13 protein-coding genes are annotated in these 14,523 nt (G+C 71.4%); 6 read left to right on the forward strand and 7 right to left on the reverse strand.

Annotated features, from left to right (window positions below):
• Nucleotides 1-3 precede the first annotated feature (3 nt).
• Genes Q0795_RS06290 through Q0795_RS06310 form a run of 5 tightly spaced genes read left to right on the forward strand, consistent with a single transcriptional unit; the run spans nucleotide 4 to nucleotide 4,634 of the window.
• Nucleotides 4-1,311, forward strand: coding sequence for an RIP metalloprotease (locus Q0795_RS06290; protein WP_298888004.1), 1,308 nt, complete (start codon nucleotides 4-6; stop codon nucleotides 1,309-1,311).
• 53 nt (nucleotides 1,312-1,364) lie between these two features.
• The gene (ispG, locus tag Q0795_RS06295; protein WP_298888006.1) at nucleotides 1,365-2,540 is read left to right on the forward strand and encodes a flavodoxin-dependent (E)-4-hydroxy-3-methylbut-2-enyl-diphosphate synthase; all 1,176 of its coding nucleotides are present in this window, start codon (nucleotides 1,365-1,367) and stop codon (nucleotides 2,538-2,540) included.
• 35 nt (nucleotides 2,541-2,575) lie between these two features.
• Nucleotides 2,576-3,439, forward strand: a complete 864-nt coding sequence (locus Q0795_RS06300; RefSeq protein WP_298888008.1) for a GNAT family N-acetyltransferase — start codon at nucleotides 2,576-2,578, stop codon at nucleotides 3,437-3,439.
• Nucleotides 3,436-4,143: a uridine kinase gene (locus Q0795_RS06305; protein ID WP_298888010.1), complete on the forward strand. Its 708-nt coding sequence runs from the start codon at nucleotides 3,436-3,438 to the stop codon at nucleotides 4,141-4,143. Before Q0795_RS06300 ends, Q0795_RS06305 begins: the two co-directional genes overlap by 4 nt.
• Nucleotides 4,144-4,157: 14 nt before the next feature.
• Nucleotides 4,158-4,634 carry an SRPBCC family protein gene (locus Q0795_RS06310; RefSeq protein WP_298888013.1) on the forward strand — a complete coding sequence of 159 codons (477 nt, stop codon included), beginning with the start codon at nucleotides 4,158-4,160 and terminating at the stop codon, nucleotides 4,632-4,634.
• A 52-nt stretch (nucleotides 4,635-4,686) separates the two neighbouring features.
• On the opposite strand, the gene Q0795_RS06315 is transcribed toward Q0795_RS06310, so the two are convergent.
• The 6 genes from Q0795_RS06315 to Q0795_RS06340 form a co-directional block, all read right to left on the reverse strand.
• On the reverse strand, nucleotides 4,687-5,457 hold the full coding sequence (locus Q0795_RS06315) for an amino acid ABC transporter ATP-binding protein (RefSeq protein ID WP_298888015.1): 771 nt from the start codon (nucleotides 5,455-5,457) through the stop codon (nucleotides 4,687-4,689).
• Complete coding sequence (locus Q0795_RS06320) at nucleotides 5,457-6,260, reverse strand: amino acid ABC transporter permease (RefSeq protein ID WP_298888017.1); 804 nt, start codon at nucleotides 6,258-6,260, stop codon at nucleotides 5,457-5,459. The genes Q0795_RS06315 and Q0795_RS06320 overlap by 1 nt, the downstream gene beginning before the upstream one ends.
• Nucleotides 6,261-6,271: 11 nt before the next feature.
• Nucleotides 6,272-7,081: a basic amino acid ABC transporter substrate-binding protein gene (locus Q0795_RS06325; RefSeq protein WP_298888019.1), complete on the reverse strand. Its 810-nt coding sequence runs from the start codon at nucleotides 7,079-7,081 to the stop codon at nucleotides 6,272-6,274.
• Nucleotides 7,082-7,151: 70 nt separating this feature from the next.
• Complete coding sequence (gene glpK, locus Q0795_RS06330) at nucleotides 7,152-8,690, reverse strand: glycerol kinase GlpK (RefSeq protein WP_298888021.1); 1,539 nt, start codon at nucleotides 8,688-8,690, stop codon at nucleotides 7,152-7,154.
• Nucleotides 8,691-8,762: 72 nt separating this feature from the next.
• Nucleotides 8,763-9,518: an MIP/aquaporin family protein gene (locus Q0795_RS06335; RefSeq protein ID WP_298888023.1), complete on the reverse strand. Its 756-nt coding sequence runs from the start codon at nucleotides 9,516-9,518 to the stop codon at nucleotides 8,763-8,765.
• Between the two features lie 56 nt (nucleotides 9,519-9,574).
• Nucleotides 9,575-11,332 (reverse strand): glycerol-3-phosphate dehydrogenase/oxidase, encoded by a 1,758-nt coding sequence (locus Q0795_RS06340; protein ID WP_298888025.1) that lies wholly within the window; start codon nucleotides 11,330-11,332, stop codon nucleotides 9,575-9,577.
• A 154-nt stretch (nucleotides 11,333-11,486) separates the two neighbouring features.
• Here Q0795_RS06340 and Q0795_RS06345 point away from each other — a divergent pair, with 154 nt between their 5' ends.
• Nucleotides 11,487-12,341, forward strand: a complete 855-nt coding sequence (locus Q0795_RS06345; RefSeq protein ID WP_298888026.1) for a DUF4081 domain-containing GNAT family N-acetyltransferase — start codon at nucleotides 11,487-11,489, stop codon at nucleotides 12,339-12,341.
• Between the two features lie 18 nt (nucleotides 12,342-12,359).
• On the opposite strand, the gene Q0795_RS06350 is transcribed toward Q0795_RS06345, so the two are convergent.
• On the reverse strand, nucleotides 12,360-14,426 hold the full coding sequence (locus tag Q0795_RS06350) for a prolyl oligopeptidase family serine peptidase (protein ID WP_298888028.1): 2,067 nt from the start codon (nucleotides 14,424-14,426) through the stop codon (nucleotides 12,360-12,362).
• Between the last annotated feature and the right edge of the window lie 97 nt (nucleotides 14,427-14,523).

The raw sequence follows: 14,523 nt of genomic DNA on the forward strand, positions 1-14,523 counted from the left end.
CCCATGCTCTACCTGCTCGGCGTGCTGGTGGTGTTCGTGGGCATCGCCGTCTCGATCGCCCTGCACGAGATCGGCCACCTCGTCCCGGCCAAGCTCTTCAAGGTCCGGGTGACCCAGTACATGGTGGGTTTCGGCCCGACGCTCTGGTCACGCACCCGGGGCGAGACCGAGTACGGCGTCAAGGCGATCCCGCTGGGCGGCTACATCCGGATGATCGGGATGTTCCCGCCCCGCGCCGGCGACGGGGGGCGGTTGCGGGCCAGCAGCTCCAACCCGCTGCACCTCATGGTCGAGCAGGCCCGGGAGGAGTCGCTGGAGGAGGTCGGGCCCGGCGACGAGGACCGCGTGTTCTACCGGCTGCCGGTCTGGAAACGGGTCGTCGTCATGTCCGGGGGGCCGTTGATGAACCTCGCCCTGAGCTTCGGCCTCGTCACGATGCTGGTGCTCGGCCCGGGGATTCCCGCAGCGACGTCGACCATCGGCCAGGTCTCCGCCTGCGTCAACGAGGACGTCACGAGCCAGGACTGCGCCGGGCAGCCCCCGTCCCCGGCGGTCGCCGCCGGCCTGCAGCCCGGCGACACCATCGTGTCCGTCGGCGGGGAGCGGGTCCAGGACTGGTCCGACACGATGTTCGCCATCCAGAACGCGGGTGGGCCGACGGAGTTCGTCATCGAACGAGCAGGCACCGAGCAGACCCTCACGGCCGACCTGGTGCAGCGCGAGCGGATGCTGGTCGAGGCTGACGGGACGCCGGTCCGCGACGCGGACGGCGAGCCGGTGACCGGCGAGGTCTGGTTCCTCGGCGCCTCGCCGGAGGTGGTCGAGCTCGGTCCCGTCGCGGCCACCGCGGACATGTTCACCGGCACCGCGGGGATCGTGCTCACCCTCCCGCAGCGGATGGTGGACGTGGCGCAGGCCGCCTTCGGCACCGAGGCACGCGACCCCAACGGCCCCATGTCGGTCGTCGGGGTCGGACGCGTGGCCGGCGAGGTCACCCAGGACGGCCTGGACGGCCTGGTGGAGACGGCGCAGGAGCGCTTCTGGCTGCTCGTGTCGTTGCTGGCCTCGCTCAACATGGCGCTCTTCGTCTTCAACCTCATCCCGCTGCTGCCGCTGGACGGTGGGCACATCGCCGGGGCGCTGTGGGAGGGCGTGAAGAAGACCTGGGCGCGGGTGTTCCGCCGACCCGCACCCGGCCCGGTGGACACGGCTGCCGCCCTGCCGGTCGCCTATGCGGTGGCCCTCGGCCTCCTGGGGATGACCGTGCTGCTCATCTACGCCGACATCGTCCGCCCCGTGCAGATCGGCTGACGCGCCCAGCGGTCGCCCAGGGAGACACCAGGCCGGGGTGCGACAATGGGCGCATGACTGCTGGTGTCCCCATCTCGCTCGGTATGCCCTCCGCGCCGCCCCCCGTCCTCGCGCCCCGGCGCCCGACCCGCAAGATCAAGGTCGGCAAGGTGGAGGTGGGCGGCGACGCCCCGATCTCGGTCCAGTCGATGACGACCACGCCGACGACCGACATCAATGCGACGCTGCAGCAGATCGCCGAGCTCACCGCGACCGGGTGCGACATCGTGCGGGTCGCCTGCCCGAGCCAGGACGACGCCGACGCCCTGCCGGCGATCGCGAAGAAGTCGCAGATCCCGGTCATCGCTGACATCCACTTCCAGCCCAAGTACGTCTACGCGGCGATCGACGCCGGGTGCGCGGCCGTCCGGGTCAACCCGGGCAACATCCGCAAGTTCGACGACCAGGTCAAGGAGATCGCGCGGGCCGCCAAGGACGCAGGGGTCTCGATCCGCATCGGCGTCAACGCCGGGTCGCTGGACAAGCGGCTGCTGGACAAGTACGGCAAGCCGACCGCCGAGGCCCTCGTGGAGTCCGCCGTGTGGGAGGCCGGGCTCTTCGAGGAGCACGACTTCCACGACTTCAAGATCTCGGTCAAGCACAACGACCCGGTCGTCATGGTGCGCGCCTACGAGATGCTCTCGGAGCGGGGCGACTGGCCGCTGCACCTCGGGGTCACCGAGGCGGGCCCGGCATTCCAGGGCACCATCAAGTCCTCGGTCGCCTTCGGGGCGCTGCTGTCCCAGGGCATCGGCGACACCATCCGGGTCTCGCTGTCCGCCCCGCCGGTCGAGGAGGTCAAGGTCGGCAACCAGATCCTGCAGAGCCTCAACCTCAAGCCGCGCAAGCTGGAGATCGTCTCCTGCCCCTCCTGCGGGCGGGCTCAGGTCGACGTCTACACCCTCGCCGAGGAGGTCACCGCCGGTCTGGAGGGGCTCGAGGTGCCGCTGCGGGTGGCCGTGATGGGCTGCGTCGTCAACGGTCCGGGCGAGGCCCGGGAGGCCGACCTCGGGGTCGCCTCGGGCAACGGCAAGGGACAGATCTTCGTCAAGGGCGAGGTCATCAAGACCGTGCCCGAGAGCCAGATCGTGGAGACCCTGCTGGATGAGGCCATGCGGATCGCCGAGGAGATGGGCGAGCCGGAGGACGGGGCCGGCTCGTCGGCCGGCGCCACCGTGACCGTCGGGTAACGCGCCGGCAACAGGCCACCGGGTAACGTCTGGTCATGGCACCGGACCCCATCAGCCGGCAGACCGCCCGCCAGTCGACGTGGCACGAGGTGTGCCGCGCGTTCCACCTCGTGGACCGCACCGACCTGACCGTGGTGCACGAGCACATGCCGTCCGGGACCGCCGCCCAGCCGCACACCCACGACCGGGGTCGCCAGTTCTTCTACGTCCTCGCGGGCACCGGCACGATGACGCTCGGGCGCCGCGAGGTGCAGGTGCCTCCCGAGTCCGGCATCGAGGTGCCGCCGCGCACCCGGCACTTCATGCGCAACGACGGCGACGACGACCTCGAGATGATCGTCGTCACGACCCCGCGGGCCAGCGGCACGCCGCACGTGCGGGACCGCCCGCTGGGCCGGGACCGCGGTGGTCTGGTGGTGGGGTCGCACCTGCGGCAGACGCGGCGCAGCGACCTCGGGGCCGTGGTGAGCTTCGAGGAGGCGATGGACACCAGCCCCTTCCTCGGCCAGGGCGGGCACGACTGGCACGAGCAGGCGCTGCAGGACCCCGACCTCGAGCACTGGGTCCTCGTCGACCGGCTCGACCGGGTCATCGCCTTCGGCATCCTCGTCGGCGTCGGCGGTGGTGACGTCGTGGAGATCCGCCGCATGGTCGTGGCGCCCGAGGGTCGGGGCCAGGGGCTGGGGCGGCTGCTCCTGCGCCACCTGCTCGAGCACGCGCTGGCCGGCCCCCGGGTCCGCCGGGTCTGGCTCGACGTGAGCGCGGACAACACCCGCGCCCGCTCGCTCTACCGCACCTTCGGGTTCGTCGAGAAGCCGCCGCCGCCGGACGCCACGCTGCTCGAGAACGGCGTCTACATGGAGTGGGGCGACACCCACCGCATACCCTTGAGCGGGTGACTGCTCCCGGGTTCCTGCCGCTGCGCCAGCTCGTCCTCGTCGACCTGCTGGGGCTCATGCTCGCCGTCCGTCCGGGGGAGCGCGCGGTCATCGCCCTCGACGGCCCGGACGGGGTCGGCAAGACGCGGCTGGCGGCCGAGCTGGTGGCCCTCGCCCCGCACGTGGCCGGACGGGAGCTGCAGGCGGTCTCGGTGGACGGGTTCCACCACCCCCGTGAGGAGCGCTACGCGCGCGGTCGCACGGGCCTGACCTGCTACCAGGACTCCTACGACTACGACGCCCTGCGCCGGGCCGTGCTCTGGCCGTTCCGGGCGGGCGAGGACATCGTGCCCGCCGTCTTCGACGTCCACCGCGACGAAGCCGTGGCCGCCGACCCGGTCGCCCTCTCCTCCGACGCCGTCCTGCTCATCGAGGGGGTCTTCCTGCGCCGCCCGGAGCTGCGGGGGGAGTGGGACGCCACCTGCCTGGTCACCGCGCCGGAGTCGGTGACGGTGCCGCGGGGCAACGCCCGGTTCCCCGGGTCCCGCGTGTCCGGTGACGGCCTGCCCGGTCATCCGGCGAACGCGCGCTACGTTGAGGCGCAGCGTCTCTACCGGCTGCAGGCCCGCACCTGGGCGCCGGAGTGGATCGTCGACAACACCGACCTGCAACGGCCGGAGCTGGTCTGGCCGGACCCCGACGAGCCCCAGTGGTTCGACCAGTGACAGGAGGGACCCGCATGGCCCTGGCGCCGCTGCCCTACGCCGCCTCGCGCAGCATCCTCGTGCAGGCGGCCCCCGAGCGGATCTTCACCGAGCTGGTGGACTTCCGGCGCTGGCGGGACTGGTCGCCGTGGGAGGCGCTGGACCCGCGGATGCACCGCAGCTACTCCGGGCCCAAGTCGGGGGTCGGGTCGGAGTATGCCTGGGACGGCGGCACCAAGGCCGGCGCCGGGTCGATGCGGATCGCGCAGGTTCGGGCGCCGCGCTCGGTGCAGATCGACCTGCACTTCGAGAAGCCGTTCCCGACCGACAACGACATCCGGTTCGACCTGCTCCCGCAGCCCGAGGGGGACCGCACCCTGGTGACCTGGAGCATGGCCGGGCAGCACACCGGCGTCATGCGGGTGCTCGGCCGGGTCCTGTCGATGGACCGGCTCGTGGGCAAGGACTTCGAGCGGGGTCTGGCCCGGCTTCAGGACCTCGTCGAGCGCTGACGCACGGCGGCGCCTGCCGGGCTGCCGGGCGAGGTCGGGCGCCCGGGTGCGGTCAGAGGACCTTGGAGAGGAACTCCTGGGTGCGCACCTCGCGCGGGTTCGCGAGGACCTCGCGGGGGTCACCTTCCTCGCAGATGACGCCGTCGGCCATGAAGACCAGCTTGTCGCCGACCTCCCGGGCGAAGCCCATCTCGTGGGTGACGACCATCATCGTCATGCCCTCGCCCGCCAACGTCTTCATGACGTCGAGCACGTCGCCGACCAGCTCGGGGTCCAGCGCCGAGGTGGGCTCGTCGAAGAGCATCATGTCCGGGTCCATGGACAGCGCCCGGGCGATGGCCACGCGTTGCTGCTGGCCCCCGGACAGGTGGGCCGGGTAGGCGTCGACCTTGTCCGACAGCCCGACCCGGTCGAGGTTGCCGCGGGCGATCTCCTCGGCCTCCGTGCGGCTGCGCTTCTTCGCCCGCTGCTGGGCGATGGTGAGGTTGCGCAGGACGGTCATGTGGCTGAAGAGGTTGAACTGCTGGAACACCATGCCGATCCGGGACCGGACGGCGTCGAGCTCGGTCTCGGGGTCGGTGATGTCGATGCCCTCGATGAGCACCTGACCCGAGGTCGGCTCCTCCAGCCGGTTGACGCACCGCAGCAGCGTGGACTTGCCGGAGCCGGACGGGCCGATGACGCAGACGACCTGACCGGAGTTGACGTGGAAGTCGATGCCGGTGAGGACGTGGTTGTCGCCGAACGACTTGTGCAGGTCGCGGACCTCGATCGCCGGGGCGCCGTGGTCCACCTCCTTGGTCGGGTGCAGCCGGGTCGTCATCAGCGGGACCTCTTCTGTCGGCGCTCGAGCCACGCCACCACGCGGGTGAGCGGCAGGGTGATCGCGAGGTACATCAGACACGCGAAGACGAGGCTGGTCGCCGTGCCGGCTGACGGGCCGCTCGCCATGAAGTCACGCGCCATGGTGGTGAGCTCCTTCTCGTTGGCCGCCATGCCGACGACGAAGAGCAGGGACGTGTCCTTGATGAGGATGACCAGCTCGTTGGTCAGCGGGGGGATGACGATACGCAGCGCCTGGGGCATGACGACGGTGGCCATCGTCCAGGGACCGCTCATGCCGAGCGACCGCGCCGCCTCGGTCTGCCCCTTGGGGACCGCCTCGATACCGGCCCGGATGGTTTCGGCCATGTAGGCGGCGGCCACCAGCATGAGCCCGACCAGGCCGGCGCCGATCGTGCCGCCGGGCGGTCGCCACCCGAAGGCGATCGGGACGCCGAGAGCCATGAAGAGGATGACGACCAGCGCGGGAAGGCCGCGGAAGAGCTCGATGTAGACCGTCGCCAGCCAGCGGAAGGGCGCGACCGGTGCCAGCTTCATGAGCACCAGAACCATCGCCAGCACGAAGCCGCCGACGAAGGCGATGATCGTGTAGAGGATGGTGTTGCGTGCTCCCACGAACACGAAGTCCTGCCAGGTGCCGGTGAAGCCCTCGACGAGGAAGAAGCTCGACGAGATGGCCTCCCAGTCCGCGACGAGCACGAAGGCGACGGCCAGGAGGACGAAGAGGGCGTACAGCGTCAGCCGTACGGCTCGCTGTCGCTGCGTGCGGGTCAGTGAGCCCATCTGGCGTCGGCTCAGTCCTCGGTGCTGAAGTACGAGTCGTAGATCTCGTCGTACTCCCCGTTGTCGCGCAGCTCGGTCAGCTGCTCGTTCACGGCCTCCACCAGGGCGGTGTTGTCCTGCTGCATGGCCAGGCCGTAGGTCTCGTCGGTGGAGTACTCCTCGACGACCTCGAAGTCGCCGTTCTCGGCGTTGTCGATGTTCACCGGCAGGTCCTGCAGGATCGCGTCGATCTGCCCGGCCTGGATGGCCTGGAACAGCTCGGCGTTGCTGGGGAAGGCGGTGATGGTCGCGTCCGGGGCGTTCTCCTGGGTGTAGGCCTCACCCGTGGTGCCCTGCTGCACGCCGACGGTCCGCCCGGCGAGGTCGTCGATCCCGGCGATGTCGGAGTCGGCGGGGACGAGAAGGGACTGCTGGGAGTCGTAGTAGCCGTCGGAGAAGGCGAGGTTCTCCTGGCGCTCCTCGGTGATCGTCATGGCGGAGGCAGCCAGGTCGCAGTCCCCCGAGTTGAGCGCCAGGCCGGACTGCAGCGCGTCGAAGGAGGAGTCCTTGATCTCGAGCTCGAGGTCCAGGCCCTCGGCCACCGCGCTGACGATGTCGACGTCGAAGCCGGTGAAGCCCGAGTCGGAGGACTCGTCGAAGTCCTCGAACGGGGGGTAGGGGACGTCGGAGCAGACGGTCAGGGTGCCCTCGGTCACGAGGTCGAGGTCGGCGCCGGCCGCCTCGCCCCCGCCGGCGTCGCTGCCGGAGTCGTCGGAGCCGCAGGCGGCCAGGGTGAACGCCAGGGTGGCGGCGCCGATCACGGGAAGGATGGAGTTCTTCATGGGCGCACCATACGTCCGGCCCGGGCGAGACCTGCTCACCCGGGCCGGATCGTGACCGAATTGATGCCGGTCAGGCGCTCCCGGCCTCCTCGGCAGCCTCCTCGGCGGCCTCGGCGTCGTCGTCCACCCAGTCGAAGGTCTTGGTCACGGCCTTCTTCCACTGGCGGTAGAGACGGTCACGCTCGGCGTCCCTCATCTGGGGGCTCCAGCGCTGGCCCTCCTCCCAGTTGTCGATGACGTCCTGCTCGCCGCTGAAGAATCCGACCGCGATGCCCGCGGCGTACGCCGCCCCGAGCGCGGTCGTCTCAGCGACCTTGGGACGCACGACGTCGACCCCGAGGATGTCGGCCTGGAACTGCATGAGGGTCTCGTTGGCCACCATGCCGCCGTCGACGCGCAGCTCGGTGAGGTCGACGCCGGAGTCGGCGTTCATCGCGTCCGCGACCTCCCGCGTCTGGAAGGCGGTCGACTCCAGGGCGGCCCGGGCGACGTGGTTGCGGTTGACGTAGCGGGTCAGGCCCACGATCGCGCCACGGGCGTCGTCCTTCCAGTACGGCGCGAAGAGACCCGAGAACGCCGGCACGATGTAGCAGCCGCCGTTGTCGTCGACCTGCTTGGCCAGCTCCTCGATCTGGGGCGCCTCCGAGATGAGACCGATGTTGTCCCGGAGCCACTGCACCAGCGAGCCGGTCACGGCGATCGAGCCCTCCAGGGCATACACCGCGTCCTGGTCGCCGATCTTGTAGCACACCGTCGTCAGCAGGCCGTTCTCGCTGGGCACGATCTCGGTCCCGGTGTTGAGCAGCATGAAGTTGCCGGTGCCGTAGGTGTTCTTGCTCATGCCCTTCTCGAAGCAGGCCTGCCCGAAGGTCGCGGCCTGCTGGTCGCCGAGGATGCCGGCGATCGGCACGTGCAGCTTGGTGCTCTCGCCGTAGACCTCCGCCGAGGACTTGATCTCGGGCAGCATCGACATCGGGATGCCCATGTCCGAGGCCACCTCCTCGGACCAGCTCAGGGACTGCAGGTCCATGAGCATGGTGCGGGAGGCGTTGGTGACGTCGGTGACGTGCACGCCGCCCTCGGTGCCGCCGGTGAGGTTCCAGAGCGTCCAGCTGTCGGTGGTGCCGAAGAGCAGGTCACCGGCCTCGGCCCGCTCCCGCGCGCCGTCGACGTTGTCGAGGATCCACTTCACCTTGGGGCCGGAGAAGTACGTCGCGAGCGGGAGCCCGCAGATGTGCTTGTACTTGTCCGCACCGTCGTCACCCGCCAGCTCGGCGACGACCTTGTCGGTCCGGGTGTCCTGCCAGACGATGGCGTTGTAGACCGGTTCGCCGGTGTTCTTGTCCCACACCACCGCGGTCTCCCGTTGGTTGGTGATGCCGATGGCCGCCAGTTCGTCGTTGCCGACACCCCCCTTGCCCAGGGCGGTGCCGATGACCTCCTTGGTGTTGCGCCAGATCTCGGCCGGGTCGTGCTCGACCCACCCCGCCTTGGGGAAGATCTGCTCGTGCTCCTTCTGCCCGACCGAGTGGATCTCACCGCTCTTGGTGAACACGATGGCACGGGTGCTGGTGGTTCCCTGGTCGATCGCCAGGACGTAGTCAGCCATGGATGCGCTCCTTCACGTCGTTGTGGATGGGGTGGGGTGCGGTCGCTGTGTGCCGAGGTATGCCGTGTGGTCTCACCCGTACATCGCGGCGATGAGTCCGGCAAGGACGCCACCCACGAGCGGGCCCACGACGGGCACCCACGAATAGCCCCAGTCGCTGGTGCCCTTGCCCGGGATGGGCAGGACGGCATGGGCGATACGCGGGCCGAGGTCACGGGCCGGGTTGATGGCGTAACCGGTCGGGCCACCGAGACTGGCGCCGATGCCGACGACGAGCAGGGCCACGGCCAACGGGCCCAGGCCGGACGGGGTGTTGCCGAACATGATGACGACGAAGACCAGGACGAAGGTGCCGATCACCTCGGTGGCGAAGTTCCAGCCGTAGTTGCGGATCTCCGGCCCGGTCGAGAAGACCCCGAGCTTGGCGGCCGGGTCGCCGTCGGCGTCGAAGTGCTGCTTGTAGGCCAGCCAGCAGAGCACGGCGCCGAGGAAGGCGCCCAGCATCTGGGCGCCGAAGTACACCATGGCGTTGCCGAAGGTGGCCTCGACGGCCGCCAGACCAGCATCAGGGTTGCCCGGGAAGAACTCGGACCCGTTGGCCCACAGTCCCACGGTCACCGCCGGGTTGATGTGCGCCCCGGACTTGTAGGCGGTGTAGACACCGGCGAAGACGCCGAGACCCCAGCCGAAGTTGATGAGCAGCCAGGCGGCGCTCGCGCCGCCCCCGGTGCCCTTGGTCTTGGGCAGGATGGCGTTGGCCACCACACCGCAGCCGAAGAGCAGCAGCATCATCGTGCCGAGCACCTCTGAGATGAAGATCTCTCCCACGTCGCAGGATCCTTTCTGTGCTCACGGGTCCGGACGGGCGTCCGGGACCCCGGGGGTCAGGCGTCCTTGCCCGCCCCCATCGCCTGGAGCGGGGCGACCTCACCGAGGTGGTCCCTGACCCGGGCGGCGCTCTCGTCGTCCGGCTCGGCGGCGGCCGCGATCTCCGCCTCCGCCCGGGCGGTGTAGGCCTCGATCTCGGCCTGCTTGGTCTGCTCGTCCCAGCCCAGCTCGGCTGCGGCGATCTCGGCGATCTCGGGGACCGTGTCCAGGCCCTTGCGGGGTGCCTCGTAGATGAGCCGGGTGCGGCGCATCATGAGGTCCTCCAGGTGCAGCACCCCCTCGGTCCGGCAGGCGTGGGCGACCTCGGCGCGCAGGTAGGCGCTGGAGTGCTCGAGGGTGCGGGCCAGGGAGGGGTCGGCGCCGATGAGCTCGAGCAGCTCCTCCACCAGCGACCCGTAGCGGTGGAGCAGGTGGTCGGTCATCTGCTCGCTCCAGCCGTACTGCTCGCGCAGGGCCGGCATCCGGTGCCGCATGGCGGCCTCGCCGACCGCGCCGAGCAGCGGGATCTGGTCGGTGACGCAGGGCAGGTCCGCGGCGCGGCCGCCGAGCGCGAAGTCCACGGCGTCCTTGGCCATGACCCGGTATGTCGTGAGCTTGCCACCCCCGATGACCGTGAGCCCGGGCACGGGGCTGGCGACGGTGTGCTCCCGGCTGACCTTCGCCGAGTCCGTGCCCTCCTTGGTGCCCGGCTGCAGCAGCGGGCGGAGGCCGGCATACCAGCCGACGACGTCGTCCCGGGTGAGGGTCGTCTTGAGCACGGCGTTGGCATGCTCGAGCACGTAGTCGATGTCCGCCGCGGTGGCCACCGGGTTCTGCCGGTCCAGCTCCCAGGGGGTGTCGGTGGTCCCCAGGATCCAGTAGCGCGACCAGGGGATGAAGAACAGCACCGACTTCTCGGTCTGCAGGAACAGGCCCGAGCTGCCCTGGATGCGCTCGCGGGGGATGACGAGGTGGATGCCCTTGGAGGCCAGCACGTTCAGGCCGCCGTCGGTGTCGGCCAGCCCGGACACGTCGTCGGTCCACACGCCGGTGCAGCTGATGACGTGCTCTGCCCGGGCCTCGAAGCGCTCACCGGTCTCGAGGTCGACGAGCTCGGCGCCGATCGCCTTGCCGTGCTCGTCCTTGACGATGCTGACGACCTCGGTGCGGCTCGCGGCCCGCGCGCCGTAGGTGTGGGCGGTGCGGACCAGGGTGGAGACGAGCCGGGCGTCGTCGACGGTCGCGTCGTAGTACTTGACCGCACCGATGGCCGTGTCGTGGCGCAGGTCGGGGAACTGCTTGCTCAGTCCGCCGCGGGTGGTGTGCTGGTGGATGGGCAGGGCACGCCGCCCGGGCATGATGTTGGCCAGCACGTCGTAGAGGGTCACCCCGGCGCCGTAGTAGGCCCGCTGCCACACCCGGTGCTCCAGGGGGATGAGGAAGGGCATCGGCTTGACGAGGTGCGGGGCCAGGGTCTTGAGCAGCAGGCCGCGCTCGGTCAGCGCCTCGTGCACCAGCTTGAAGTCGAGCATCTGCAGGTAGCGCAGGCCGCCGTGCACGAGCTTGGTGGACCACTGGGAGGTGCCCGACGCCCAGTCCTGCGCCTCGACGATGACCGTGGACAGTCCGCGGGTGGCGGCGTCGAGCGCGACCCCCGCCCCGGTGACCCCACCCCCGATGACCAGCACGTCGAGCGGTCGGCCGCCCGCACCCGACTCCTTGAGGGCCTGGATCGCCTGCTCGCGGCTGGCGGGGTCGAGTGGGCGAGGCTGCATGGTGGCCTTCCGGTGGTGGACGTCCCGTGGTGCCCTCCGATCCTGCCCTGCCTGGACCTGTCCCGCAAGGGCACGCCCCCGGTCGTCGGGGCTGGTCGCGGGCGCCGTGCGGGCCCGTGTCGCACGAGCGCCGCGGGTGGGGCAGGCTGGGACCATGCTGCGCACCCTCGGCTCCGGGACGTCGAGCGTGCGCGCCTACGGTCTGCAGGACGCCCGGCGCGCCCTCGACGTGTGCGCCGAGGACCCGGTGAGCAACGTCTTCGTCGCGGCGCGCATCCGGGAGAGCGGGCTCGTCGGCACCCGGGGACCCCTCTACGGCTACGAGGCCGGCGGTGAGCACGCCCTGTGCTGGTGCGCGGCCAACGTGGTCCCGGTCGGTGCCAGCCCGCGGGCCCTGGGGGCGCTGGCGGGGGCGGTGGTCAAGCGCCGCGCGACCGCGAGCTCGGTCTTCGGCCCGGCCGACCAGGTGCTGGACCTGTGGGGCCGGCTGCGCCGTCACTGGGGCGAGCCGCGCGAGGTGCGCCGCAACCAGCCGGTGATGACGATGCAGGCCCTGCCGAGCGAGGTCGGCGTGCCGCTGGACCCGCAGGTGCGGCCGGCGCGCCCCGAGGAGGTCGACCTGGTGCTCCCCGCCGCCGCGGCGATGTTCACCGAGGAGATCGGCTACCCGCCCTACCGCGGCAACGCCACGGCATACCGCCGCGCCGTGGCCGGCCTCGTCGACCAGGGGCACACGCTGGTGCGGGTGGAGGACGCCGAGGTCGTCTTCAAGGCCGACCTCGGCTCGGTGGCGCTGGGGGTGGCGCAGGTGCAGGGGGTCTGGGTGCACCCGCGCTGGCGCGGTCAGGGCGTGGCGGCGCCCGCGATGGCCTCGGTGGTGGAGCACACCATCCGGCACATCGCCCCGGTCGTCACCCTCTACGTCAACGACTTCAACACCCCGGCCCTCGCGACCTACCGTCGGGTCGGGATGGTGCAGACGGACACCTTCGCCACGGTCCTGCTCTGAGCGCCCTCGTGGCGGTCCTCAGCCGGTGAGGCGCTCGTGCAGGAAGGCCCACGCCAGGGCGTGCCAGGTCGCCCACTGGGCCGCGGTGCTGGCACCTCCGTGCCCACCCTCGGTGTTCTCCCAGTAGGTCACGTCGCGACCGTGCTCCTCCAGCAGCGCCGCCATCTTGCGGGCGTGACCAGGGTGCACCCGGTCGTCGCGGGTCGAGGTCGCGAGGTAGACCGGCGGGGTCGGACGATGCGGGTCGAAGCGCTGGTAGGGCGAGAAGGTCTGGAGCCACTCCCACTGCTCGGGGTCGTCGGGGTCGCCGTACTCCGCCATCCAGGAGGCCCCGGCCAGCAGGTGGGGGTAGCGCCCCATGTCGAGCAGCGGCACCTGGCAGACGATCGCCCCGAAGTCCTCCGGGTAGCCGGTGAGCATGTTGCCCACGAGCAGCCCGCCGTTGCTGCGACCGGTCGTCCCCAGCCGGGGCACGGAGGTGACGCCGCGGGCGACGAGGTCGCGGGCCACCGCGACGAAGTCCTCGTAGGCCCGGGGCCGCTGCTCCAGGAGGGCGCCCTGGTGCCAGCGCGGCCCGAACTCCCCGCCCCCGCGGATTCCGGCCACGACGTGCACGTGGCCGTGCGCCAGCCACGCCCTGCCGACGATGGGGTCGTAGGCGGGGGTGAGGGCGTGCTCGAAGCCGCCGTAGCCGTGCAGCACCGTCGGCGTCGAGCCGTCCCCGGGCAGCCCGGCGGGGCCCACCTGCCAGTAGGGCACCCGGGTGCCGTCCGCCGACGTGGCCCACTGCTGGGTCACCTCCAGGCCGGTGGCGTCGAAACGCTGCGGCGCCTGCCGCAGGGTCTCGAGCTGAAGATCCTGCCCCTCGCCCGCCTCGAGGTGGGCCAGCGAGAGGGTCATCGGGTCGAGGAAGCCGGTGGTGACGACCCACAGGTCGTCGCTCTCGTGGTCGTCGACCGCCGACAGGCTCACGGTCCGCAGGCCGACCTCCAGCGCGTCGGTGAGGTCGGTGGTGACCCACCCCTGCGCGGTCCTGCGGTGCGCCTGGACGGTATGCCGCACCTCCCGCAGGGTGGTCGTGACGAGCTGGTGGGCGGTCCAGCTGAGGCCGACCAGGGCGGAGCGCTCGTCGGGGGCGACCAGGCAGGTCCACGGCGCCGTGGCCGGGTCCGCCAGCACGGCCGCCAGCGGGGCGACCACCAGGGCGCCCGGCGCGTACTCCAGCCCGGGCCGCGGACGCCAGGCGTGGCGCAGCTCGAGGGCGACCTGGTCCCCGTGCACCGAGATCGAGGCCGTCTCGGGCAGGTCCAGCGCCTGCACCCCCTCGGCGGTCAGGACGAGCGCCTCCTCGCGGTAGAAGGCCGGGACCCGGGTGAGCACGGTCTGGTCGCGCTCCTGGTCGTGGTGCACGAACACCCCGAGGTCCTCCTCGCCCACGGTGTGGACGACCTGTGCCTCGGTCACCGGGGTGCCGCGACGCCACAGCCGCACCGTCCGCGGGTAGCCGGAACGGGTCGCGCCGGTCGGGTCGTCGGCGGTGGTGAGGTAGACGTGGTCACGGTCCCGCCACGTCAGCCGACCCTTGGCCTCGGGCTTGGCGAAGCCCTCGGGCCCGGTGACGAAGCGCCCGGAGGCGAGGTCCAGCTCCCGGGTGGTGCCGGCGTCCGACCCGCCGCGGGACAGGTGCACCAGGGCCCGGTCGTGCGCCGGGCGCAGCAGGCTCGCCCCCTGCCACACCCACGGCACGTCCTCGTCCTCCGCCAGGGCGTCGACGTCCACCAGCACCTCCCACCGCGGGTCCTCGGTGCGGTAGGACTCCCAGGTGGTGCGCCGCCACACCCCGCGGGGGTGCTCCGCGTCGGTCCAGAACCCGTAGAGGTGGTCGCCGGCCTGGCCGACGAGGGGGATGCGGTCACTGGCCTCGAGCGCGTCCCGGATGCCGTCGTGCAGCCCGGGGAAGGCCGGGCTGCTGCGCAGCGTGTCCTCGCTGGCCGCCGAGCGCTCGCGCACCCAGTCCAGGGCCTCGGGCGACTCGACCTCCTCGAGCCAGCGGTGCGGGTCGGTGGCGGACGAGGTCTGCGTCATGCGCCCCATGTCATCACACGACGGCCGGTGGCGCCGGAGCGGCATACCTCTGAGGAGCCGGGCGGGGCCGGCTGAGGTGCCGGCCCCGCCTAGGGTG

This window comes from uncultured Serinicoccus sp. (assembly GCF_947487915.1).
In the GTDB taxonomy this organism is placed as follows: Bacteria; Actinomycetota; Actinomycetes; order Actinomycetales; family Dermatophilaceae; genus Ornithinicoccus.

Excerpts from the sequence above, each read along its gene's own strand:
- Q0795_RS06290 (WP_298888004.1), top strand. The coding sequence starts at position 4 with ATGCTCTACCTGCTCGGCGTGCTGGTGGTGTTCGTGGGCATCGCCGTC.
- ispG (WP_298888006.1), top strand. The coding sequence starts at position 1,365 with ATGACTGCTGGTGTCCCCATCTCGCTCGGTATGCCCTCCGCGCCGCCC.
- Q0795_RS06300 (WP_298888008.1), top strand. The coding sequence starts at position 2,576 with ATGGCACCGGACCCCATCAGCCGGCAGACCGCCCGCCAGTCGACGTGG.
- Q0795_RS06310 (WP_298888013.1), top strand. The coding sequence starts at position 4,158 with ATGGCCCTGGCGCCGCTGCCCTACGCCGCCTCGCGCAGCATCCTCGTG.
- Q0795_RS06315 (WP_298888015.1), bottom strand. The coding sequence starts at position 5,457 with ATGACGACCCGGCTGCACCCGACCAAGGAGGTGGACCACGGCGCCCCG.
- Q0795_RS06320 (WP_298888017.1), bottom strand. The coding sequence starts at position 6,260 with ATGGGCTCACTGACCCGCACGCAGCGACAGCGAGCCGTACGGCTGACG.
- Q0795_RS06325 (WP_298888019.1), bottom strand. The coding sequence starts at position 7,081 with ATGAAGAACTCCATCCTTCCCGTGATCGGCGCCGCCACCCTGGCGTTC.
- glpK (WP_298888021.1), bottom strand. The coding sequence starts at position 8,690 with ATGGCTGACTACGTCCTGGCGATCGACCAGGGAACCACCAGCACCCGT.
- Q0795_RS06340 (WP_298888025.1), bottom strand. The coding sequence starts at position 11,332 with ATGCAGCCTCGCCCACTCGACCCCGCCAGCCGCGAGCAGGCGATCCAG.
- Q0795_RS06345 (WP_298888026.1), top strand. The coding sequence starts at position 11,487 with ATGCTGCGCACCCTCGGCTCCGGGACGTCGAGCGTGCGCGCCTACGGT.
- Q0795_RS06350 (WP_298888028.1), bottom strand. The coding sequence starts at position 14,426 with ATGACGCAGACCTCGTCCGCCACCGACCCGCACCGCTGGCTCGAGGAG.